The organism is Rhizobium sp. ERR 942 (genome assembly GCF_007828395.1).
Lineage (GTDB): Bacteria > Pseudomonadota > Alphaproteobacteria > Rhizobiales > Rhizobiaceae > Rhizobium > Rhizobium dioscoreae.
The window spans coordinates 606,514-628,072 of sequence record NZ_VIUA01000002.1 but is presented as its reverse complement, the minus strand read 5'-3'; the positions used below and the strand labels follow the sequence as shown (position 1 = coordinate 628,072).

19 protein-coding genes are annotated in these 21,559 nt (G+C 58.7%); 13 read left to right on the top strand and 6 right to left on the bottom strand.

The annotated features are described in order from the left end of the window. Positions 1–79 precede the first annotated feature (79 nt). The 4 genes from FBZ97_RS09765 to FBZ97_RS09750 all read left to right on the top strand — a co-directional run bounded on the left by FBZ97_RS09765 (position 80) and on the right by FBZ97_RS09750 (position 4,917). The gene (locus FBZ97_RS09765) at positions 80–1,099 is read left to right on the top strand and encodes an aldo/keto reductase (RefSeq protein ID WP_145318857.1); all 1,020 of its coding nucleotides are present in this window, start codon (positions 80–82) and stop codon (positions 1,097–1,099) included. Positions 1,100–1,277: 178 nt separating this feature from the next. Then, positions 1,278–2,267 (top strand): ABC transporter substrate-binding protein, encoded by a 990-nt coding sequence (locus FBZ97_RS09760; RefSeq protein WP_145318854.1) that lies wholly within the window; start codon positions 1,278–1,280, stop codon positions 2,265–2,267. Between the two features lie 95 nt (positions 2,268–2,362). Continuing rightward, entirely contained in the window at positions 2,363–3,913 is a 1,551-nt protein-coding gene (locus FBZ97_RS09755; protein WP_145318852.1) for a sugar ABC transporter ATP-binding protein, read from the top strand. A 32-nt stretch (positions 3,914–3,945) separates the two neighbouring features. After that, entirely contained in the window at positions 3,946–4,917 is a 972-nt protein-coding gene (locus tag FBZ97_RS09750; protein ID WP_069610314.1) for an ABC transporter permease, read from the top strand. 275 nt (positions 4,918–5,192) lie between these two features. Here FBZ97_RS09750 and FBZ97_RS09745 read toward each other — a convergent pair whose 3' ends face one another. The 4 genes from FBZ97_RS09745 to FBZ97_RS09730 form a co-directional block, all read right to left on the bottom strand. After that, positions 5,193–6,200, bottom strand: coding sequence for an acyltransferase (locus FBZ97_RS09745; protein WP_145318850.1), 1,008 nt, complete (start codon positions 6,198–6,200; stop codon positions 5,193–5,195). Continuing rightward, complete coding sequence (locus FBZ97_RS09740; RefSeq protein WP_145318848.1) at positions 6,197–7,489, bottom strand: O-antigen ligase; 1,293 nt, start codon at positions 7,487–7,489, stop codon at positions 6,197–6,199. The genes FBZ97_RS09745 and FBZ97_RS09740 overlap by 4 nt, the downstream gene beginning before the upstream one ends. An 8-nt stretch (positions 7,490–7,497) precedes the next feature. Beyond that, on the bottom strand, positions 7,498–8,772 hold the full coding sequence (locus FBZ97_RS09735) for a polysaccharide biosynthesis/export family protein (RefSeq protein WP_113329624.1): 1,275 nt from the start codon (positions 8,770–8,772) through the stop codon (positions 7,498–7,500). A gap of 83 nt (positions 8,773–8,855) precedes the next feature. Next, a complete protein-coding gene (locus FBZ97_RS09730; protein WP_095437080.1) occupies positions 8,856–9,536 on the bottom strand; it encodes a sugar transferase in 681 nt (226 codons plus the stop codon). Between the two features lie 730 nt (positions 9,537–10,266). Between FBZ97_RS09730 and FBZ97_RS09725 the strand changes: the two genes are divergently transcribed. Beyond that, positions 10,267–10,557, top strand: coding sequence for an exopolysaccharide production repressor protein (locus FBZ97_RS09725; RefSeq protein WP_113350608.1), 291 nt, complete (start codon positions 10,267–10,269; stop codon positions 10,555–10,557). Between the two features lie 90 nt (positions 10,558–10,647). Then, positions 10,648–11,658: a glycosyltransferase family 2 protein gene (locus FBZ97_RS09720; protein ID WP_145318846.1), complete on the top strand. Its 1,011-nt coding sequence runs from the start codon at positions 10,648–10,650 to the stop codon at positions 11,656–11,658. A gap of 12 nt (positions 11,659–11,670) precedes the next feature. Here FBZ97_RS09720 and FBZ97_RS09715 read toward each other — a convergent pair whose 3' ends face one another. Together FBZ97_RS09715 and FBZ97_RS09710 are read right to left on the bottom strand one after the other, a co-directional pair. Next, positions 11,671–12,615, bottom strand: coding sequence for a polysaccharide pyruvyl transferase family protein (locus FBZ97_RS09715; protein ID WP_145318844.1), 945 nt, complete (start codon positions 12,613–12,615; stop codon positions 11,671–11,673). A gap of 86 nt (positions 12,616–12,701) precedes the next feature. Beyond that, the gene (locus FBZ97_RS09710; RefSeq protein ID WP_113329627.1) at positions 12,702–13,661 is read right to left on the bottom strand and encodes a glycosyltransferase family 2 protein; all 960 of its coding nucleotides are present in this window, start codon (positions 13,659–13,661) and stop codon (positions 12,702–12,704) included. Positions 13,662–14,401: 740 nt separating this feature from the next. Between FBZ97_RS09710 and FBZ97_RS09705 the strand changes: the two genes are divergently transcribed. From FBZ97_RS09705 to galU, 7 genes are all read left to right on the top strand, one after another. Continuing rightward, the gene (locus tag FBZ97_RS09705) at positions 14,402–15,487 is read left to right on the top strand and encodes an acyltransferase (protein ID WP_246661724.1); all 1,086 of its coding nucleotides are present in this window, start codon (positions 14,402–14,404) and stop codon (positions 15,485–15,487) included. A gap of 4 nt (positions 15,488–15,491) precedes the next feature. Next, positions 15,492–16,298, top strand: coding sequence for a glycoside hydrolase family 16 protein (locus tag FBZ97_RS09700; protein WP_145318842.1), 807 nt, complete (start codon positions 15,492–15,494; stop codon positions 16,296–16,298). Positions 16,299–16,404: 106 nt separating this feature from the next. After that, positions 16,405–17,613, top strand: a complete 1,209-nt coding sequence (locus FBZ97_RS09695) for a glycosyl transferase family 1 (protein WP_145318840.1) — start codon at positions 16,405–16,407, stop codon at positions 17,611–17,613. After that, on the top strand, positions 17,610–18,608 hold the full coding sequence (locus FBZ97_RS09690; RefSeq protein WP_145318838.1) for a glycosyltransferase family 2 protein: 999 nt from the start codon (positions 17,610–17,612) through the stop codon (positions 18,606–18,608). Before FBZ97_RS09695 ends, FBZ97_RS09690 begins: the two co-directional genes overlap by 4 nt. Continuing rightward, on the top strand, positions 18,605–19,543 hold the full coding sequence (locus tag FBZ97_RS09685; protein WP_095437072.1) for a glycosyltransferase family 2 protein: 939 nt from the start codon (positions 18,605–18,607) through the stop codon (positions 19,541–19,543). Before FBZ97_RS09690 ends, FBZ97_RS09685 begins: the two co-directional genes overlap by 4 nt. After that, the gene (locus FBZ97_RS09680; RefSeq protein WP_113329631.1) at positions 19,540–20,565 is read left to right on the top strand and encodes a glycosyltransferase family 2 protein; all 1,026 of its coding nucleotides are present in this window, start codon (positions 19,540–19,542) and stop codon (positions 20,563–20,565) included. The genes FBZ97_RS09685 and FBZ97_RS09680 overlap by 4 nt, the downstream gene beginning before the upstream one ends. Positions 20,566–20,569: 4 nt before the next feature. Then, the gene (galU, locus tag FBZ97_RS09675; RefSeq protein ID WP_069610329.1) at positions 20,570–21,475 is read left to right on the top strand and encodes a UTP--glucose-1-phosphate uridylyltransferase GalU; all 906 of its coding nucleotides are present in this window, start codon (positions 20,570–20,572) and stop codon (positions 21,473–21,475) included. The last annotated feature ends 84 nt before the right edge of the window (positions 21,476–21,559 follow it).

Here is a 21,559-nt window from a genome sequence, read left to right as displayed (position 1 = left end):
GATCGCTCCGAATAGGATACAAGAGCGCCGGAAATGCGCTCATGGGAAATTGCGTGACAGCCATCACAAGGGAGAGGTGATGCAAACAAGAACAATCGGCAGGACGGACCTCAAGGTCACGGAGATCAGCTTCGGCGCTGCGGCGCTGGGCGGCCTCTATCGTGCCTGTCCGCGCGACCAGGCAATGGCAACCCTCCAGGCCGCCTGGGACAGCGGTATTCGCTATTTCGACGCTGCGCCCTGGTATGGCTTTGGCCTTGGCGAACGCCGCGTTGGTGATTTTCTACGAGACCAGCCCGAGGACAGTTACGTGCTGTCGACCAAGGTCGGTCGTCTCATGCGCCCGGTGCCGACCGACAAGGTGCCGAATTACGGCTATGTCGATCCTCTGCCCTTCGATGCCGACTACGACTACTCGTATGATGGCATCATGCGCTCAGTCGAGTTCAGCTATGCCCGTCTCGGACTCAATCGCATCGATATTCTCTATGTCCACGATATCGGCGGCTATACGCACGGCAAAGCCTTGAACGAGCGTTACCTTGGGCAGCTCCTGGGGTCGGGATTGAAAGCTCTGGGGGAGCTGAAGTCGTCCGGCGCGATCAAGGCCTATGGTCTCGGCGTCAACGAAGTGCCGGTCTGCCTGGATGTGATGAACGCGACCGATATCGACTGCATTCTGCTTGCAGGCCGCTATACCCTGCTGGATCGTTCGGCCGTTGCCGAGCTGCTGCCGCTTTGCGAGAAGAAGGGAACGTCGCTCATCGTGGGTGGGGTCTTTAACTCCGGTATTCTGGCGACCGGGCCTGTGCCTGGCGCGCATTTCGACTACCTGCCGGCGACGCCGGATATTCTGGCCAAGGTGGGGGCGATGGAGGAGATCGCCCGCAAGCACGGTGTACCGCTTGCCCAGCCGGCGCTTCAGTTCCCGCTGCGCAGCCCTTGCGTGGCGTCGGTACTGATCGGTACGGCGAAGCCGGAAAGTCTTGTCCGCAACATGCAGCTCGTGGAGCCAAGGCTTCCCGACAGTCTCTATGCGGAGTTCGAAGGTTTGACTGTGGTCGCGCCTCCATTGGGAGACGAGGCGGTCAGAGTCTAGCAGATTGGGAGCTATCGAGCCGTCGGGAGAGACGGCCTCGAAGAGGAGGAAAGCCTGTTTTGGCGTCGGTGGCCTTTCCGCCGCGCGATGCGTAATGCCGCAAGGCGTTGCGATACCGAGCCGTAAGCGTTCAGCGGCGGGTGTGCAGGAGAACAGAGCGCGTTGAGAGGAGAAGCAGATGAAAATTGCCAAGTCACTTCTATCCCGCCGCAGCTTTACCGGCCTTGCCGGCGCTGCCATCATAGCGATGGCGATGCCCGTGCAGTCCTTCGCGGCCGACGTGACCATTCCGATCATTGTCAAGGATACCACATCCTTCTACTGGCAGATCGTTCTTGCCGGCGCTCGCCAGGCGGGCAAGGATCTCGGTGTGAAGGTGCCGGAACTCGGCGCACAGTCGGAATCTGACATCAACGGCCAGATCAGCATTCTCGAAAACGCCGTTGCCGGTAAGCCGGCCGCTGTCGTCATTTCGCCGACCGAGTTCAAGGCGCTCGGCAAGCCCGTGGATGAAGCCGCCAAGTCAGTGCCGGTCGTCGGCATCGACTCTGCTGCCGATTCCAAGTCCTTCGTCTCGTTCCTGACGACTGACAACGTCCAGGGCGGCCGTATCGCTGCAGACGGTCTTGCGGCCGCAATCAAGGGCATGACCGGCAAGGAAGAGGGTGAGATTGCCATCATCACCAGCCTGCCGGGCGTCGGTTCTCTCGACCAGCGCCGTCAGGGCTTCCTGGAAGAGGTCAAGAACAAGTACCCGAGCCTGAAGGTCGTTGCCGACAAATATGCTGACGGTCAGGCCACGACCGGTCTCAACATCATGACCGACCTTATCACGGCCAATCCGAAGCTGGTCGGCGTCTTCGCCTCCAACCTGATCATGGCGCAGGGTGTGGGCCAAGCGATTGCTGAAAACAAGCTCGGCGACAAGATCAAGGTCATCGGCTTCGACAATGACGACAAGACGGTCGGCTTCCTGAAGTCGGGCGTTCTTGCCGGCCTCGTGGTGCAGGACCCCTACCGCATGGGTTATGACGGCATCAAAACGGCGCTCGCTGCTTCCAAGAAGGAAAAGGTCGAGGCCAATGTCGACACCGGCGCCAACCTCGTCACCAAGGCGAATATGAGTGATCCGAAGATCGACGCGCTGTTGAACCCGAAGGTCAAGTAAGGCTTGAGGCCGCGCCTGCACAAAGCGGGCGCGGCCTTTTCGTCTGGCCGCTTCTCCGAGGCGGTCGCGCGGCGGTGCGAGAGGGAGGAGACCTCATGACGAGCCTTGAAGAAATCAGCCATCGGCACGACGATACCGTCAAGACGGAAGCAAACCGCATTCCGCCAGGCTCGCCAATCCTGGAACTCAAGGGCCTGCAGAAACGCTATGGCTTCGTCGAGGCGCTGAAGCCGGCGACCGTCACGTTTTTGGCTGGAGAGATTCATGCGATCGTCGGCGAAAATGGCGCGGGCAAGTCGACCCTCATCAAGCTCCTGACCGGCGTCATCACCAGGACGGCGGGCGAAATTTTCTGGTGTGGGCATCCGGTTGCGCTCGCAACGCCGAATGAGGCGATCGCCCGCGGCATCAATGCGGTGCATCAGGAAGTCGTGCTTTGCCCGCATCTGACCGTCGCTGCCAATCTTTTCCTTGGCGATGAAGTCAATCGTTTCGGCCTGATGCGCAAGAAGCAGATGGTGGCGATGGCGCAAACCGTGCTCGATGATCTCGGCTTCGGACTGCCGGCCGGCGAACTCCTGAGCTCGCTCACCATCGGACAGCAGCAGCTCGTGGCAACGGCAAGAGCCGCGATGCGCGGCACCCAATTCCTGATTTTCGACGAGCCGACTGCCTATCTCACCCGCCAGGAATCGGCGCAATTGTTCAAGCTGATCCGTCGTCTGCAGGGCGAAGGCGTAACGATCGTCTATATCAGCCACCGCATGGAAGAGGTGTTCGAGCTGGCCGATCGCGTCTCGGTTTTGCGTGACGGCACGCATGTCGGCACGCGCACGATCGCCGAAACCAACGAGGACGAGCTGATCAAGCTGATGATCAATCGTTCCATCGAGCAGATCTACCACAAGGAGGAGATCCCGATCGGCGATACCATCCTCGATGCCCGCGGCCTTTCCGGCCCCGGCTTCGAGAATGTTTCGCTCAGCGTCCGTGCAGGCGAGATCGTCGGTCTTTACGGACTGATCGGCGCCGGCCGCAGCGAATTCGCGCTGGGTCTTTATGGTCGCCAGCCGCTTTCTGCGGGCGAAATCTACTGGCAGGGACGCAAGGTCGACATCCGCAACGAGCGTGACGCGATGGAACTCGGTATTGCGCTGGCACCGGAGAGTCGACGCGATCAGGGCCTCTGCCTCAACCTGCCGATCGGGTTTAACATCAATCTCCCCGTGTTCCGGCGGCTGAGCAGCGGTCCGATCATCAATAACAAGAGCGAGGCGGCCAATGCCGACAAGCAGATCCGCGATCTCAGCATCAAGACACCGAGCCGGCGGGTTCTGGTTTCAGCCATGTCCGGCGGCAATCAGCAGAAAGTGGTCATCGGCAAATGGCTGAGCCACGGCGCCAAGCTCTTCATCTTCGATGAGCCGACAGTCGGCGTCGATGTCGGAACGAAGGCGGAGATCTATCGGCTATTTGCCAAGCTGCTGCGCGCCGGCGCCGGCATCATCGTCATTTCGTCCTATCTGCCCGAGGTTTACGAGCTCGCGGACCGCCTGCACGTCTTCCGCCACGGCCAGCTGGTTGCCAGCCATGATTTCCATGCCGCGACGCATGAGGAAGTCCTCGGCGAGGCGATCGGCGTCTGAACAATAATCAAGTCTAAAGAGGGAGAACAAAAATGGCCGCGAATACGACAGAAGGCCCGACCGTTGCGCCGCGGCGCAAGATGAACATCCTCTTCAGCTTGACGCTGATCCTGCTGTTGCTGGCACTGTGGGTCGTGCTCGGACTCTGGACCGACAAGTTCTGGACGCCGCTCAACATCACCAATCTGATGCGTCAGGGCTCGATGACGGCCATTCTTGCGCTTGGGCAAACCTTCGTCATCATCACCGCGGGCATCGATCTTTCCGTCGGCGCGATCGTCGGCTTCTGCACCGTCATCATCGCCTGGCTGCTGCAGGCCGGGTTTCCGGTCTGGGCGGCCATCCTGATCACATTGCTGTTCGGGGTTCTGATCGGGGCGTTCCATGGTTTCGGCATCGTGCGCATGGGCCTGCCACCCTTCATCATCACGCTCGCGACATTGACATCGCTTCGCGGTATCGGCCTGCTGATCACCAACGGTTCGACGATCAATATCGTCAATGATGATTTCACCAATTTCGCCGTCTCGGATTTCTTGGGGATACCGAGCCTGTTCTGGATGGTGATCCTGGTGGCGATCCCGGCCGTGATCTTCCTGCATCTGAGCCGGTGGGGGCGCTATCTCTTCGCCGTCGGCTCAAACCGCGAGGCTGCACGCCTGTCCGGCGTCAACGTCAACTGGATGATTTATCTCGCCTATATCCTTTCAGGGACGTGTGCGGCGTTCGTCGGCATTCTTCTTGCCTCCCGTATCGCCATCGGCAATGCCACGCAGGCCGACGGCTGGGAGTTGCAGGCGATCGCCTCTTCGGTGATCGGTGGAACCAGCCTGTTCGGCGCCGTCGGAACGGTCTACGGCCCGCTGATCGGCGCCTTCATTCTGGCAACCATCAACAACGGCGCTAACCTGCTGAACCTGAATTCCTTCTGGCAGCGCATTATCACCGGTGTCCTGATCATCGTCATCGTTTATTTCGACCAGCTGCGGCGCCGCCGGGCCTAGGAAAGGGACAGTGCGAGGCATGGGGCGACAATCGAGCGGGACGCTATCCCCGTTCGATTGTTGCCCATGCTTGTCGTCAAGGAAGGTCGCTTTGGAGCGCTGTGGGCCTAGACCTATCCGGGCAGGCGCCGGTTTAGACGCTTGCAGGTAGAAGCAGGCATCAGTCTGCCGCACAAGCTGCGCCGGAACCGACGACATGTCCTTTGGGAGAGGTTTACCGAGGAGTCCTCAAGCGTATGCGCGATATTGGGCAACGGGTGTGCACAGCGCGGGCCTCAGGCCGGCGAAGGGCGCGACCTTTGCCAGCTCAGATTTCTCAGCAGATTGCGCAGCGGCTTTTCGACAGCTTCGTAGGCGCAGATGCCGAGAATGGTGCCGCTGATGACGGCGACGAAGGTAATGGCGTCGGAGGGTATTTGCATCCGCGCCATCAGCTTGACGACCACCGAAATGGCCAATGTGTGCCAGAGGTAGATCGAATAGGAGCTGTTGCCGAGATAGGTAAGGAGCGGGATGGAGGGCAACTTGCCGCTGCGTTCCACCGACACCATGCCGAGTACGAGGGCAACAGCGAGGGGTCCGCAGGTCACCTCGTTGAAGTCCAGGCCGAGAATCTGGATCGCAGCAAAGCCCGACAATGCGACGGCGATCAGGGCAAGACCGAGGCCCATCCCCGGCACGTGTCCGGATAGCCAGAGGCGTCCGAGGATTGCGCCGGCGACGAATTCCAGGATGATCGGCCGCGTATAGGTCAAAAGCAGCGGGGACTGTGAGGCGATGATGCCGCCGGCAAGGACAAAGGCGAGGAAGATCGCCGTCATGCTGGCAAGCCGCAGCCGTTGCGGCAGGAACAGGCAGGCCGCGAAGATGACGTAGAAGAACATTTCGAAATTCAGCGTCCATCCCTGCACCAGAACCGGCCAGATCTCATCACCGCTCGTGCTTGGCGAGCGGACAGGAATGAACAGCAGCGAACCGAGGATATGACCTGCCGTCAGCTTCATGTTCGGAAACAGGCCGATGGCGGCGCCGGCGATCATGATGGCGGTCACGATCCAGTAGGATGGCGCGATGCGCTGCAGCCGGTCGAGCGCAAAGCGCAGCGGCGTCACCGGCCGACGCTCGCTCATGGTCCACATGATGAATCCGCTGATGACGAAGAAGACGTCGACGCCAGCGGCGCCGATGCGGAAATGGCCGCCGCTGCGCTCGGCTGCGTGAAAGAACACGACGGCGAGCGCGGCAAAGGCACGGAGATATTGAATGCCGTAGAGTGTCTTCATTGGCCCGTTCGCGGCTCCCAGTTGACAGGTGGCGCGAATGGTATCTGCTCATCCGTTCGCAATGGCATGTTCGCCGACATACGCGCTCGCATGGAGAGCTTTCCTGCGGTGAAGTAAAACAGGAAGGACCCGACATGGTACGGATTGAGAATATCGATCTCGACGAAAGAGCGGATCAGCAACAGGGTCGCGACACCCAGAAGGATGTAGGATTCATCGTTTCTGATGTCGCTCAGGAAGCGGCTGATATGTCCGATGAAAGCCGTCAGCAGGATCGAGGCGAGCAGGAAGACGCCAATGAGTCCGGTTTCGACCGTAGTTTCGATATAGGTATTATGGAAATGGAAGCCAGCGCGGGAGGCGATAAAGAACTCATCCCACAGTCGCTCTGGCTCGGAGAAACCCTGGACCCAATAAGCTTGATAGCCGACGCCGAAGAAAGGATTCTGCTGTGCGGCCGCGATGCCCTGCTGCCAAAGATAGGTACGGCCGGTAAGCGTGGAATCCTTGCCAAAGGCACCGAGAACAAGATCGACCGCACCGAGATAGACGCCGGCAACCGCGAGGATGACGCCGGAGACGGCCGCTGTCACAAACAGCCTTTTACGCTGCTTGGGAGACAGATACAGGATGACGCGCAGGCTTATGCATAACATTACGACCAGTCCCGTCGTCAGAACCGATGTTGCCGATGCCGAAGCATGGAGGCAATAGGCGGACAGCAGGCCTGCAAATCCTGCACCCAGCATCCAGATCCGACGTTCGCCAAGGACGAAGACGGCTGCGAAGGCGAAATAGATGCCGAGCGAGGCATAAAAGCCGAGCTGGTTCTTGGAATCGAAGGCGCCGACGAAGCTGTAACTCCCGTCGATCGGATCATAGGCGTAATAGCCGAACAATATCGAATAGATGAGCACGATGGCGGTGCCTGCGATCGCGCCGCGCGTCAGCGTGCGGATATCGAGCGTGCGCATGGCGACCAAGGCGCAGAAGATATGCGTCATGTACTGGATCGCCGCGCGCGCCGTCACGGAGGGCACGACCGACCAGAAAATCGAAAGGCAGGTGAAAACGCCGAATGCGAAGAGCCAGAGCTGTCTATTATAGCTGCCGAGCACGTTCCGGTAATCGATCATGACGAGCGGAAACCAGAGGGCATAGTACAGCAGAATCGAGGGCTGGCCGAAGCGGGAGGAATAGGCAAATACGAAGAAGGAGAGAGCAATCGCCACCGCTCCGTAGGTGGCGTTGCTGCCTGGACGCACAAAGATCGATTTGGCTATCCGCATCGACTTTCCTATCGGATGGCAAGGCCGGTAGTGACCTTGATTAGGTCGCCCGGCAGTACCTGCGTGTTCTCCTGAGCCTGAATTTCCTTCGACTGGCCGTTTTCGTCACGAATGATGGTGTAGGAGATGCTAACACCCGGTCCGCTTGGATCGAGGTTGCTGGCGTCGGCGGATTGGGCCACGGCTTCCTGCATGAGCGATTGGCTGGTCGACAGTTTCAGCTGCAGCGTTTCCAGCTGCGTGTCGGTATCCTGCATGTCCTGGGCCAACGAGCTCTGCCAGTCGTTGTGCAGAGTGATCTCGTCCTGGTTGGCCTTGTTGATATCCTGTTTGGCTTTCAGGGAAGCGGTTTCCGTATCGAGAAGCGTCGCTTCCAGGTCGGAAGCGCGCTGTTCAGCGGAGATCCTGCGGGAGGCAAGCTCCAGGCCGCGTTCCGTCAGGCTTTCGACTTTGTCGCGATCGGCCTTCGCCAGATCGAGCTGGCGGCTCTGCGTGTCGTTCTTTTTCGAAAGCGCCTCGACTTCGTTCTGCAGGAGCGCCTTCAGATCTTCCAGTGATTTTAGCTGCGTCGTCATGCGCTTGGCGCGCGTGTCCATCAGCGCTTTCTCGCTTGCGAGCAGACTTGCCGTTTGGGGCAATTGCTTGAGCTCTGGCGGCACGTCGATGTCATCCTTGCCAGCCAATTCGGCCAGCAGCCGCGCCTTGCGCATCAGCAGGCGGCTGCGCTCCGCCATGTAGACGACGGCGTCGCCCTTGGCATTGATGAAATCGCGCGCAAAGCGCTGTCCGGCATCGGCACGGCGCATGCCGCCGCCGAGGCTTACGGCTTTCAGCACGGTCAGGTTGGGTACGAACGGATATTCACCCGGATTCTGCACTTCCCCTGAAAGGTAGATCGGTCGAAACTGCGACATTTCAACTGAAGCCGATGGGCGATCACGCAGGCCGAACTGCTTCTGCAGCCCGAGGCCGATGGCTTCGGCGATCTGATCCGTGGTCTTGCCGACCGCGGGCATGTCCCCGATGAAGGGAATGGATATCGAGCCGGAAGGGCCGACCGTATAATCGCCCGAAATGGTGGACCAGTCACGAACCGTGCCTTCGGCGGTCTGCCATTCGGCGACGCGCACATGCAGCTTGTCCATGACGCCCAGATGATATCCGGGAAGGTTTTCGGCCGAGGCCGAGACGGAAGCTACGCAAAGGCTGAGAGCAACGATAGTTGCGCAGCGTAGCGATGTATTGACGCGTACAAGCCTCTTGGAAGGCCGAAATTCAATCATGCAGGATCTTCCCTGTTATTGGTAGGCAACCGCAAGACGCGGGAGAACCGCAGGAAACCTCCCGCGGTATCTGTCAGTCATCATCAATAGCTGCCGCGCGAGAGGCAGACTGCAGGAATGGTTTTGGCGATGATCACCATGTCGCTGCTGAGCGACCAGTTCTTCACATAATGCGTGTCGAAGGCGACACGGCTTTCATAGGAGACGTCGTTGCGGCCGCTGACCTGCCACAGACCGGTCAGGCCCGGACGGGACTGCAAATAGTAGATTGCCGCGGTCTCGTAGCGTTCGAGCTCGTCTTCCACGACCGGGCGTGGTCCGACGACGCTCATTTCGCCGCGGATGATGTTGATGAGCTGCGGCAGCTCGTCGAGGCTGAGCTTGCGCAGGACGGCCCCGACGGTGGTGACACGGGGGTCGTTCTGCAGTTTGCGCGTTGCGCGCCACTCTTCCATTGCCTTCGGATTGGCCTGCAGGTAGGCATGCAGCACCTTGTCGCCATCGACGACCATGGTGCGGAACTTCAGGCAACGGAAGGTCTTGCCGTTATGGCCGATACGGCGATGACCGTAGAAAGCGGGGCCGCGGTCTGTAAGTTTTACCAGCAGCATCAGCATCAGAAAGAGCGGGCTGATGAGAACCAAAGCGAGCATAGCGGTAGAGACGTCGAAAACGCGCTTCAGTACTCCACCAGTGGGCGGAAAGACGTCGCTTTCCGCGGCGCTGAAAAAAGCCGATGTGGCCGATCTCGTCGCAGACTTCATAGAGAAAACTCCATTCATGTTGACGATTGGTCGGAAATTCTCGGACGCGTAATTAGAGCCGGGATGATCGGAGTGTAGGTTCCGATTTGGACTTTTTAAGCCAAACTTTTGTAGCGATATGGCATGGCGGTATAGAATTACCGCACCGATGGTGAATTGGTTTAATTCAGTGATCAACTATAGATGGGTTGTACTGTATCGTGTTGCGTATAATGTCACGGTTGACAGCTCTGCCGCGTCATAGTCGACGATTTCTAAGGATGTTATAGGCATCGAACGGTAAGTTGTTCATTATCATTGGCTTCGATAGCCTGTGTTTGGTTTCCCTTCAGCTATATGCCATCCCGATTTCTTCATGAGATATATTGCGCTGCAGCAATATTTTGCAGCGCACATACTGAGATCGGATTTTTCAGGACTTTGTAATAAAAGTTGATTGGATTGACGATGAAACGATGGAGGCGCGGCTGACCTCATGCTTCGCAAAAATTGCATTATTTCATTACATCTCCGTATAATTGCAAAGAGAAAGATGAACAAATTCAATTGTAATTATAATCGAGGTGTAGTTTTAACAGGCCCGGCGTTAGGGTCGTCTCAAATCGCAACGGATCTGGGTAACTTGGTTGAATCTCAATGAATCATAAAATATATTTAAGACTTAGGTCTGATAAGGGAGGAAAGACCTTGATCGTTTTTCATTTGATGGTCGAGCGGGCGGGGTAAGATTATGTATGCGCCCCGCGTTTTCATCAGCATGCTGGGCACGCTGATCGTATTTGCCATCGCAACATATTTCCTGACGAACTCGCTTTCGACCACCCTGATCGAAACGGTCATCTGTGCCGTCCTTCTGCAGGTCGGTTATTTCCTGGGTGTGCTCTACCTTGTCTGGAAAGAGCGCAAGGCGCATGAAGCCCTGTCGAGCGAAGATAAGGTGCCGTCATCGGCCCAGGAGGACAGCAAGGTCGCCGGTCTGTCCGCCTCCAGTTTAAAGCGTTCGGAACCGTTCAACCCCTGAACCGGCTAGACGATTAGATCTTTTGATGATCCGGTAGTTGCCGGATCGGCGCCATGTCCTAAGTCTCCGCCTGAACCATTGGAGGCTGACGTGATCGACAGTGCAGAAAAAAGTGTCTGCGTAATCATTGCCGCAAAGAATGCCAGCGACACCATCGGGCTGGCCGTTGCCTCGGCCCTTCGCGAGCCCGAAGTGGCGGAAGTCGTCGTCATCGACGACGGTTCGACGGATGGGACCGCCGCCGCGGCGGCCAAGGCCGATGACGGCAGCGGCAGACTGACGATCCAGGAATTCGAGAAGAACCGTGGTCCCGCCGCAGCACGAAATCACGCGATCGACATATCCAAGGCTCCGCTGATCGGCATTCTCGATGCCGACGATTTCTTCTTTCCGGGGCGTTTTGCTGCGCTGCTTGCCGCTGACGATTGGGATTTCGTCGCCGACAACATCGCCTTCGTCAGTGCCGACACCGTTCCTGACGCGCATGCACGGCTCGATCATTTCGATGCGAAGCCGCGGTTTCTTGATCTTGCTGCTTTCGTCGAGGGCAATATTTCCAAGCGAGGCGTGCGCCGCGGCGAGATCGGCTTCCTGAAGCCCTTGATGCGGCGTTCCTTTCTGGATGCGCATGGCCTGCGCTACAATGAGGCGCTGCGCCTCGGCGAGGACTATGACCTTTACGTCCGCGCGCTGGCGAAGCGTGCACGTTACAAGGTCATCCATAGCTGCGGTTACGGCGCCGTGGTGCGCAGCGATTCCCTGAGCGGCCGGCACAGGACGGAGGATTTGCGCCGTCTCTATGAGGCTGACCGGACCATTCTTGCCAAGGGCGGGCTTTCTTTGGAAGATGCTGCGGTAATCCGCCGTCATGAGCAGCATATCCGCGATCGCTACGAGCTCAGGCATTTCCTCGACATCAAGTCGCAATCGGGGCTCTTGTCTGCCGCGATCTATGCGCTTTCGCATCCCTTCGCCGTCCCGGCGATTGCCGGCGGCATTCTGGCCGATAAGACCGAGCGCTTCCGCAAGCGGAGCGGCGCGCCCATTGCCCATGCCGGTGCGAACGGCCTGCGCTATCTTCTGCAGGCCGCTCCGAAATAGCGGTATCGCGGCTTACAGATAATCGCGGCGAACGCCTTCGACCACATTGAGGATGCGCTCCTTGCAGGCGGCAAGCGCGCTATCCTTGCTCAGCTGCGGCTTCGCCTTGCTTGCCTGCCACAGAGCCAGGGCGGAAGGCATGGCAAGTGCCTGCTTTGCCATGATGCGCAGCGTGGTCTGCTCGGGATCGGCAAGCATCACGTTTTCCCCGTAGCGCTGTTTTCCGAGCTCGTCTGCTGCCAGCTTGCTGCGTTCGAAACCGACTCCCCAGAACTTCGCGCCCTTGGCGATCGCCTCGGCGCGGGTCGAAACAGGGATGTGCTTCGGCTGATAGGTGACGCCGAGCGAGCGCGCCCAGTCGTTCCATTTGAAGCTGTTGATGGAGCGCGAGGAGCTGACTGCAATCCATGGAACGCGGAAAGCATCGGCAAGGATGGCGCCGTGCATGGACTCCGCAACGATCATTTCTGAGGCAGCAATTTCGCGGATCACGGCCTTTGCCTCGCCGCGGGGGTCGAGATAGGAAAGGCCCACGGTTTTGCAGATTTCAGGCCAGAGACCAGCGGCAGCCGATTCCCAATGCGGAATGAAGGTGCGCTTGCCGTTTTTCGAAATGTTCTGGAATTCGGGCATTTCCGTCACCAGGACGGCGGGATCGACAATGCCCATTGTGGCAGGCAGGCCAGCCTTTTCCGCTGTCAGCGGGCCGCGTACGCTGCGAACGTCCCATTGCGATGTGTCGCGCATGTCGGGAAGGGAGCCATAGCCGAAGCCGCTGCCGATGACGAGCTTGCGTCCCTCGTCGGGCAGGATTTCCGTGTTGAGGACGGTTCCGACGCCGACGAGCAGTGTTTCCTTGTGAACATCGCGAAGGCCGGGAAGTAGGAAATCCCAGAGCCAGAGATTGAGATCATCACCGAAATTGCCATGGGTGGATTCCCAGTGGAACGGCTTCATACAGGACTCCTTGCTGATCCAAACGATAGCGGGGCACGCCGTGGCTCTTCGATGCGGCATGCGCAGCTCATGCTGCGCTGCAAAATCTAGGGCGCGAGTTTGCCGACGGCAAGCTGCATGACGCTTTGTAAAATCGCCGGGTCGCGCAAGGCCCATTTTGCCAGCAGTCCAAATTGCGGCAGACGCCGCTGCCGCACCTGCCGCGCCTGGCTCCAGAGCGCCTGCCGCCGGGCGCGATTTTTATAGAGGCGGATGGACTCGACATCCTGAGGCCGCCGCGAAAATCTCTGTTCCAGCGTGTTGAGCGCCGTCCACGTGTTGAATTGCTGACGCAGGAATTCGGGGGAATCGTTATCGATGCTGTGGAAGATATTCACGCCTTCGCCACGCAGTGCACCGGCATTTTCACATAGCAATACCCGCTTGGCTGCGAGAACGCAGTCGCAGAAGAACAAGACGTCCTCTGCCGCCAGCCGCAATGACGGCTCGAAACGGATCTTTTCGAAGAGCGGCCGCCCGATCACCATGCAGGACATATGCAAAAAGCTCCAATCCTGCAGCATGACGCTGGCAATGTTCGGAATTTCGACGACGGCGGGCCTGTCCGACAATCGTATCGTATCGGCCGACTTTCCGAGTTCGGCGATGCTGAAATGATAATAGAACTCCTTGCCGCCATCGATGGAGTCCCAGTAGCAATCTGCATTGTAATGGGTCAGCGTTCCGAAGGCGTTGCTGAGATGTTCCGGTGCCCATTCGTCATCGGAATCCAGGAAGGCCACGAACCGGCTCTCGGCTGGCACGCTGTTAAGGCCGGTATTGCGGGCCCCGCCGGGACCCGCGTTGGTCTGACGGATCACACGAATGCGTTTTCTTTCTTCATTGCTCAGCGACTGCAGCTCGTCTTCCGCCGGAAGCGGCGATGCATCGTCGACGATGAGGATATCGAAATCCTGAAATGTCTGCCGGGATATTGATTTCAACGCGCGCAGCAGAACGCCGGTTTGCTTCTGATAGAACGGAATAACAATTGTGATAGACGCCATTTTCCCGCCTTTACGGTTTTGATTCAGGGGCTTGCGGTCTCATCCCCGAGGGCATGATCATTGGCTTTCCAACGGCATCCGCGGCAATTTTCCGGCCGATTGACCCATAACGGAGGTCGTTGTGACGCCAACAGGTAGCGTCCAATCGGTGTCGAGCAATGTTGAGAAATGAGATTTTCTGAAACTTTATCCCAGCGCGACGGCATCCAGACCATCCCGCCGAGGGATCCCGGACCATCCCGCGAGGGATCATTGTGACACATTGCGCGCCATGATCTTACATTTATGCACCCATGAGGGGAGCGACGTAGGCCGCTTTTCTCACATGGATTGAAATGCTGTCGCATTTTGGTCATGGTTCGCCTACCAAACTCTGCTGCGCTGCAAAAAATCTTCACCTTCCAGTAAAAAAACAAGACGGGGCGAACTCTTCCTCGGAAGCCGGTATCGAAAGTTCGCGCGGGCGTCTAAGTGCCTTTCGCAGCAGAGCTTTTCTCCAATTCAAATCGATTATTCCATGCTCAAAGGCATGCAAACCGGTGTTTTTAGCACTGGTCCGCATATGATTTTTTACTCATTTTTGCTGCGGTGCCATATTCCCTTTCCAAAGAGCGCCCTAGGTTAAGTCTGCGAGCTCTGCTGTGCTCTGTTTGAAATGGCTGCAAGGGGGGATGCAGCACGAAGAAAGGGTGACAGACATCGTGAATGTGACTGCCAACGTGTCTTCGCGGATAAACCTCATGCGTATCGTGCTCATCTCGGGCATAATCTTTGTTCATATACCGTTCGATCCGCATAGCAGCCCATTCAACGGCGCCTATGGCTTTTTCGATTGGCTGCGAGTGTTCCTGCGTGACAGCTTGTTCCGTGTAGGTGTTCCCTGCCTGAGCGTAATCTCCGGATACTTGCTGTTTCGAAATGGAAAGGCACCACAGAGCTATACAGAGACCATTAGCCGGAAGACAAAGACAGTTATTCTGCCGTTCCTGTTGTGGAATAGCGCGTTCTTCCTCTTTGTACTTCTTCTTCAGTATTACGGTATCGGTGATGGGTATCTGCCGGATCTGTCGGAGGCTAATCCGCACACGATATCGAATCTCCTGCTCGCTATCGATGGCGAACCGATAAATCTGCCGCTCTATTTCCTGCGCGATCTTTTTGTTTGCATTTTGCTGTCGCCGGTGCTGGCTTTTCTTATTCGTCGTGCTCCGTTACCGACATTGATCTTTCTGCTCTTGCTGGCGGCATGGCCAATATCTATCGGGATAGTGTTGCGGAACTCGATCCTCTTCAGTTTCAGCTTTGGAATCTACCTGAGCCTCCATCGTATCGACGTGACGCTCATAGATCGCTATGCCGCCCTGATCGCGCCCGCCTTCATTGCGCTTGCCGCGCTTCTGGCCACGGCTGCCTACATGACAGGGCCTGGATTGCCGTTGTGGCTCGAGGTTTGTCGCAATCTGATGGTGTTAGTGGGCATTCCCGGGTTCTGGGCAGTATCGGCAATCTTCATCCGCAGCCGGATCGGGAGGGGTCTGGCGGGAACGGGCAGCCTCAGCTTCTGGATTTTTTGCGCCCATTATCCGTTGCTCTTCTGTCTCTGGGTTCTTTGGAACCGTGGCGGCAGCGAACTCTATCCGATTTTCTATCTTTTGGCGGCAGCGCTTGCCTTACTGCTGCTGCCCTTGACCAACGGCATGGCGCGCTACGCCCTGCCAAGCTTCCACAACCTGCTGACTGGCAGCCGGGTACGCCCGCAAACCGAAATCCGTGCTGTCCAGAACCGCGCCGCCGAAGGTCGGCAAGTGCGTTCGAAGCAAAGGTGATGCCATGACGACATCGAAAAGAAGTTACATGCAAAGACTTGGTCTTGTCTCAATCGCTCTCATGAGCGCGTGGCTCCTGCCACAGGCCGTGTCCGCCCAGGATGATCAGGCGACCGGCCAGTCATTCGTCGACAATTTCGAACGTTTGGATACCAGCCGCTGGTATATTTCCGATGGCTGGAACAATGGGGCGTATCAGAATTGCACCTGGTCGCGGAAACAGGTGAATGTCAAGGATGGGACGCTGCAACTGCAGTTCACCCAGTCCAAGACTGGCGATCGCAATTATGCTTGCGGCGAAATCCAGACGATGAAACGCTATGGCTACGGCACCTACGAGGCGCGTTATCGCACAGCCAAGGGGCCTGGCCTCAACTCAGCCTTCTTCACCTATATCGGTCCCACCGACAAGAAGCCGCATGACGAGATCGATTTCGAAGTGCTCGGGAAGAATCCCGGCCAAGTTCAGGTCAACCAATATATTTCCGCCAAGGGCGGCAACGAAAAGCTGGTGCCGGTTGCAGGTGGCGCCGACCAGGACTTCAACGATTATGCCTTCGTCTGGGAAAAGGATCGTCTGCGCTACTACGTGAACGGCAAGCTCGTTCAGGAAGTCACCGATCCTTCGAAGATACCGACGAACGCGCAGAAGATCTTCTTCAGTCTCTGGGGCACCGATACGCTCAGCGGCTGGATGGGCAAGTTCGCCTATAGCGGCGAGCCGGCAACCATGGAGATCAAGCGCGTCGCCTTCACTGCGCCGGGAGAGAAGTGCCTGTTCCCGGAATCGATCACCTGCAAGCTCGATTGAACATGGCCGGCCGCGTGGCATCTCGCGCGGTCGGTTGCAATGCCACCATGCAACACCAACCACACAAGGCGCCCGGTCGTGGCCGGGCGCAAAAGCGGAAATTTTGATGCTGCATATACTGTATTTCGTCCATGATCTTGCCGACCCGGCTGTGCGCAGGCGGGTGCTGATGCTGCAGGCCGGCGGGGCACTCGTGACGCTCGCGGGGTTCCGGCGCGATGACAATGCGCTGGCTGCCATCCAGGGTGTCGAGCCGATCGAGCTCGGCAAGACACGGGATGCCCAGTTTGCGCAGCGCATTGCGGCGGTGGCTAAATCGGCGACGAAACTGCGTGGTGCGCTGCGCTCGGTCGCAAGGCCGGACCTTGTCATCGGCCGCAATCTCGAAATGCTGGCGCTGGCCCATCGCGCCAAGTCCATTTTTGGCGGCGATATGCCTGTTGTCTATGAATGCCTCGATATCCACCGGCTATTGCTGCGCGACGATGTCGTGGGCAGCGCGCTTCGCAGTGCGGAACGCCATTTCGGTTCGCAGGCGGCATTGCTGGTGACCAGTTCGCCAGCCTTCATCGAACGTTATTTCCGCCCGCGCTCCGGGCTGCATGTGCCGGTCATGCTGCTCGAAAACAAGGTGCTGACGCTTGAACCTGCGGCGCGCGCCATCGCATCGGCAGCAAGACCGCCGGCTGCGGGCAAGCCCTGGAAGATAGGCTGGTTCGGCGCTCTTCGCTGCCGCAAGTCCTTGGCCTTGCTCGATCAATTCTCGCGGCGGATGGAGGGCCGTTTCGAGATCGTCCTGCGGGGCCGCCCGGCCTACTCCGAGTTCGAGGACTTCGATCGCACCGTCCGCGATGCACCCTTCATGCATTTTGCCGGCGCCTACAAGAATCCCGAGGATCTTTCGGCGATCTATGGCGAAGTCCAGTTCTCCTGGGCGATCGATTTTTTCGAAGAAGGCTTGAACTCCAACTGGCTGCTGCCGAACCGCCTCTATGAAGGCGGTCTTTATGGCGCTGTGCCGATTGCGATCAAGGGTACGGAGACGGCAAGATTTCTTGCCAGCCGAAAGATCGGGCTTACGCTCGATCAGGCCGATGCCGAACATCTGACGGCGCTTTTGGGTGAGATGGACACGAGGCGTTATCTCGACGCCTTCGAGGCGGTGGCTTCCCAGGATCGCAAGCAATGGATGATGGATCGCGCCGACTGTCAGGGGCTGGTGCAGCGGTTGGCGTCGCTGACGCACGCCAATGAGCAGATTGCCGAAGTACAGGCCCTCCCACAACTGCATCGCAATAGAGGTGGATTGCAATGACGACTGAAAGCTCTGGGGACATGCGCTGCATAATCGTTATTCCTTGCCTCAACGAGGAAAAGCATATCGAGTCGCTGATCGCCAAACTCGGGCAGGCTCTGGACGAACTCGACGCCAGGATCGTAGTGGCTGATGGCGGCAGCACCGATCGCACGCGCGAGATCGTCCGGGATATAGCTGTAAGAGATCCCCGCGTTCTGTTGCTCGACAATCCGAAGCGGCTGCAGAGCGCAGCGATCAATCTCGCCATCGAGACGTTCGGCGACGATCATGAGTATTTCATCCGCATCGACGCCCATGGCGATTATCCCGACGATTACTGCCAGACGTTGGTGCAAGAGGCCGGTGCGACGGGCGCGGATTCCGTCGTCGTTGCTATGCGCACCATGGGCTTCAGCGCCTTCCAGAAGGCAACGGCCGTCGCGCAGAACTCCAAGCTCGGCAATGGCGGCTCCAAACATCGCGAAGGAGCCAAGGGCCATTGGGCGGAGCATGGGCATCATGCGCTAATGCGCGTTGCCGCCTTCCGTGCCGTCGGCGGCTACGACGAAACCTTCAGCCATAACGAGGATGCCGAGCTGGATTATCGGCTGAACAAGGCGGGGTATCGGATCTGGCTGACAGACAAGACTGCCATGACCTACTATCCGCGCTCCAGCGTCCCGACGCTCTTCAAGCAATATCTCGGTTATGGCCGCGGCCGCGCGCGCAATATTCTCAAGCATCGCAGCATGCCGAGCCTGCGCCAGATGCTGCCGCTTGCGGTCGTGCCGATTTTCATCGGTGCCTTCCTGGCGGTCCTTAACTGGATTGCGGTTATTCCGGTTGGTCTGTGGGCTGTGGCCTGCATCGCCTACGGTTTCTGGATCGCTCTCGGCCAGAAGAACCCCTACGGCCCCCTGGCCGCAATTTCCGCCATGGTCATGCATTTCGCATGGTCCATGGGCTTCTGGATGGAAGTTTTCAGCTTCCGCAATCGCAGGGTCGCGTCATGACACAAGTCCATCGACGCCCCATTAAGATCGACATAGCGGTCTGCACCTATCGGCGGGCAGAGCTCGATCAGACGCTGCTGTCGCTTGCCGTGCTCAACGTTCCCACAGGTGCGGTCATCCGGATCATCGTCGCCGACAATGATGTGACGCCGAGCGCGCGGGGCCGTGTCGACGCCATGCGTTCGGCCGTACCCTTCGAGATCGTCTATGTCCATTGCCCGGCATCGAACATCTCGATTGCCCGCAATGCCTGCCTCGATCATGCAAGCGGCGATTTCCTTGCCTTCATCGATGATGACGAGACTGCTTCGGAAGACTGGTTGACGGAAATGCTCATCATGGCCGACACGACCGGCGCCGATGCCGTTCTCGGCCCCGTGCAGGCGGTTTACGCGAATGTCGCTCCGGCATGGATGCAGCAGGGCGATTTCCATTCGACTCTGCCGGTCTGGGTCGCGGGAGAAATCCTGACCGGCTACACCTGCAATGTATTGCTGCGCCGCGGCGCGCCTTCGCTTGCCGGGCGGCGTTTCAATATCGCGCTCGGGCGCAGCGGCGGCGAAGATACCGAGTTCTTCACCCATATGCACAAGGCGGGCGGCAGGATCGCCTATGCCGCGGATGCGCTGGTCTACGAACCCGTTCCCAACGGTCGGGCAACTGTCTCCTGGCTCTCGAAGCGCCGGTATCGCATGGGGCAGACGCATGGTCGCATGCTGCTGGAAGCCAGGGGTGGCTTCGGGCGCTGGCGCGCGATCGCGCTTGCAGGCACGAAATCTGCCTATTGCTTCGTTGCCGCGGCGTTGCTCTCGGCATCGCCCATCAAGCGCCATCGCTATGGCCTGCGCGGCATCATGCATGCCGGCGTCGTCAGCGGCCTCTTCGGAGTTCGCGAAATAGAACAATACGGAAATCTGGAGAAGGCACCGCAATGACGGATTTCATCCCCGATGTCAGCTTCGTCATTGCTGCCTATAATGCCGAGGAAACGCTCGAGCGCGCCATAGACAGCGCGCTGGCGCAAGGTGCCGTCAGCATGGAAGTCATCGTCGTCGACGATTGCTCGACGGACGGCACGCGCGAGATCGCCGCCAACCATCCCGATCCGCGCGTACGACTCGTCGCCATGGCCCGCAATGGTGGCCCGGGCGCTGCCCGCAATGCCGGGCTCGATGCGGCCCGGGGCCGCTGGGTGGCCGTGCTCGATTCTGATGATGCCCTGCGTCCGGACCGCATGGCCCGCCTGATCGCCAGGGCGGAAAAGGCCGAGGCGCAGATCGCGGTCGACAATCTCGACGTCATCCGCGAGGACGTGGGCACGATGCTGCCGATGTTCCCCGAGGCGATGCTGGCACGCATGCCGACGCTGACGCTGGCAAAGTTCATCGCCTCCAACATGATTTTCCAGTCCGAGCACAATTTCGGCTATATGAAGCCGGTCTTCGAGCGAGCCTTCGTCGAGAAGCATCGCCTGCGCTTCGATGAAACCCTGCGGATTGGCGAGGATTACATTTTCCTGGCTTCCGCGCTCGCTCGTGGCGGCCTCTGCGTCGTCGAGCCGACCGTAGGCTACTTGTATTACATTCGCGATGGATCGATCTCGCGTGTTCTCAGGCAAGACCATGTCGAAGCCATGCTTGCCGCAGACACCAGATTCTTCGCCGAACATCCCTTCGGAGCTGCTGCCCTTGCCGCACAGCGGCGACGCACGCGCAATCTGAAGGACGTCATCGCGTTCCTGAAGCTGGTCGACAGCATCAAGGAACGTGAATTGCAGGCGATGCTCAAGATCGCATGCCTCAACCCGCGGGCGGTGCGCCATCTCAGCATGCCGATCTTTGCGCGTTTTCGTCGGTTGGCCGCATCTCTGCGGAGCGGTCGCCAGCCGTCGCCTACCTCCCAACTTTCCTCCCCCCTGCCCAACATGGGCGCAGGCCCTCACTCTAACAAAGGATAGAGCCATGGACCCCAAACGTCGTGTGAGAAAAGCAGTCATCCCGGTTGCCGGCAATGGAACGCGCTTCCTGCCCGCCACCAAGGCGATGCCAAAGGAGATGCTGACGATCGTCGATCGTCCGGTCGTGCAATATGCCGTCGATGAAGCCATCGAAGCCGGCATCGAGCACATCGTCTTCGTCACCAGCCGCAATAAGTCGGCGATCGAAGACCATTTCGACGACACGCCGGAGCTGATTTCTTCGCTGCAAAGGGCAGGCAAGAGCCACCAGGTCAGCGAGCTGGAACGCCTCCTGCCGCGGCCGGGCGCTGTCAGCTTCACCCGCCAGCAGGCTCCGCTCGGCCTCGGCCACGCTGTCTGGTGTGCCCGCGATCTGATCGGCAACGAGCCATTCGCGCTGCTTCTGCCTGACATGCTCTGCTACGGCATTCGCGGCTGCATGGCCGGCTTGATGGACCTCTATAATGAGACCGGCGGCAACATCGTCGCCGTCGAGGAATGCGCTCCGGAAGAAACCTCGAAATACGGCATTATCGGCAAGGGCGAGTCCGTGCGCCATGGCTTCGCCGTGACCAAAATGGTCGAGAAGCCGCATCCGTCCGAGGCGCCTTCAAACTTTTACCTCAATGGCCGTTATATTCTGCAGCCCGAGATTTTCGACATTCTGGCCCGTCAGGAGCGCGGCGCCGGCAATGAGATCCAGCTGACCGACGGCATGCTGCGCCTTTCCGAGACGCAGACCTTCCATGCCCAGGTCTATAACGGACGCACGTTCGACTGCGGGTCCAAGCACGGCTTCATCGAAGCGAACGTCGCCTTCGCGCTCGCTCGCTCCGATATCGGCAGCTTGGTCTATGACTCGATCCGCAACATGGTCGTCTCGCACGAAGCGCAGATGACCGCCGCTTAAGCCTGTTCACATTGTGGCCTGCGGCCGGTAAGGCCGCGGGCCATGGCTATTGTTCATTCGGGCTTCTCCGATAAGGTGGTCGCC

Bases quoted from the DNA above. Each gene is read 5' to 3' on its own strand.
- FBZ97_RS09730 (WP_095437080.1), bottom strand. From the start codon at position 9,536: ATGAAGTCTGCGACGAGATCGGCCACATCGGCTTTTTTCAGCGCCGCG.
- FBZ97_RS09700 (WP_145318842.1), top strand. From the start codon at position 15,492: ATGACGACATCGAAAAGAAGTTACATGCAAAGACTTGGTCTTGTCTCA.
- FBZ97_RS09685 (WP_095437072.1), top strand. From the start codon at position 18,605: ATGACACAAGTCCATCGACGCCCCATTAAGATCGACATAGCGGTCTGC.
- FBZ97_RS09740 (WP_145318848.1), bottom strand. From the start codon at position 7,489: ATGCGGATAGCCAAATCGATCTTTGTGCGTCCAGGCAGCAACGCCACC.
- FBZ97_RS09680 (WP_113329631.1), top strand. From the start codon at position 19,540: ATGACGGATTTCATCCCCGATGTCAGCTTCGTCATTGCTGCCTATAAT.
- FBZ97_RS09715 (WP_145318844.1), bottom strand. From the start codon at position 12,615: ATGAAGCCGTTCCACTGGGAATCCACCCATGGCAATTTCGGTGATGAT.
- galU (WP_069610329.1), top strand. From the start codon at position 20,570: ATGGACCCCAAACGTCGTGTGAGAAAAGCAGTCATCCCGGTTGCCGGC.
- FBZ97_RS09760 (WP_145318854.1), top strand. From the start codon at position 1,278: ATGAAAATTGCCAAGTCACTTCTATCCCGCCGCAGCTTTACCGGCCTT.
- FBZ97_RS09705 (WP_246661724.1), top strand. From the start codon at position 14,402: ATGCGTATCGTGCTCATCTCGGGCATAATCTTTGTTCATATACCGTTC.
- FBZ97_RS09690 (WP_145318838.1), top strand. From the start codon at position 17,610: ATGACGACTGAAAGCTCTGGGGACATGCGCTGCATAATCGTTATTCCT.
- FBZ97_RS09765 (WP_145318857.1), top strand. From the start codon at position 80: ATGCAAACAAGAACAATCGGCAGGACGGACCTCAAGGTCACGGAGATC.
- FBZ97_RS09745 (WP_145318850.1), bottom strand. From the start codon at position 6,200: ATGAAGACACTCTACGGCATTCAATATCTCCGTGCCTTTGCCGCGCTC.
- FBZ97_RS09735 (WP_113329624.1), bottom strand. From the start codon at position 8,772: ATGATTGAATTTCGGCCTTCCAAGAGGCTTGTACGCGTCAATACATCG.
- FBZ97_RS09710 (WP_113329627.1), bottom strand. From the start codon at position 13,661: ATGGCGTCTATCACAATTGTTATTCCGTTCTATCAGAAGCAAACCGGC.
- FBZ97_RS09750 (WP_069610314.1), top strand. From the start codon at position 3,946: ATGGCCGCGAATACGACAGAAGGCCCGACCGTTGCGCCGCGGCGCAAG.
- FBZ97_RS09695 (WP_145318840.1), top strand. From the start codon at position 16,405: ATGCTGCATATACTGTATTTCGTCCATGATCTTGCCGACCCGGCTGTG.
- FBZ97_RS09725 (WP_113350608.1), top strand. From the start codon at position 10,267: ATGTATGCGCCCCGCGTTTTCATCAGCATGCTGGGCACGCTGATCGTA.
- FBZ97_RS09755 (WP_145318852.1), top strand. From the start codon at position 2,363: ATGACGAGCCTTGAAGAAATCAGCCATCGGCACGACGATACCGTCAAG.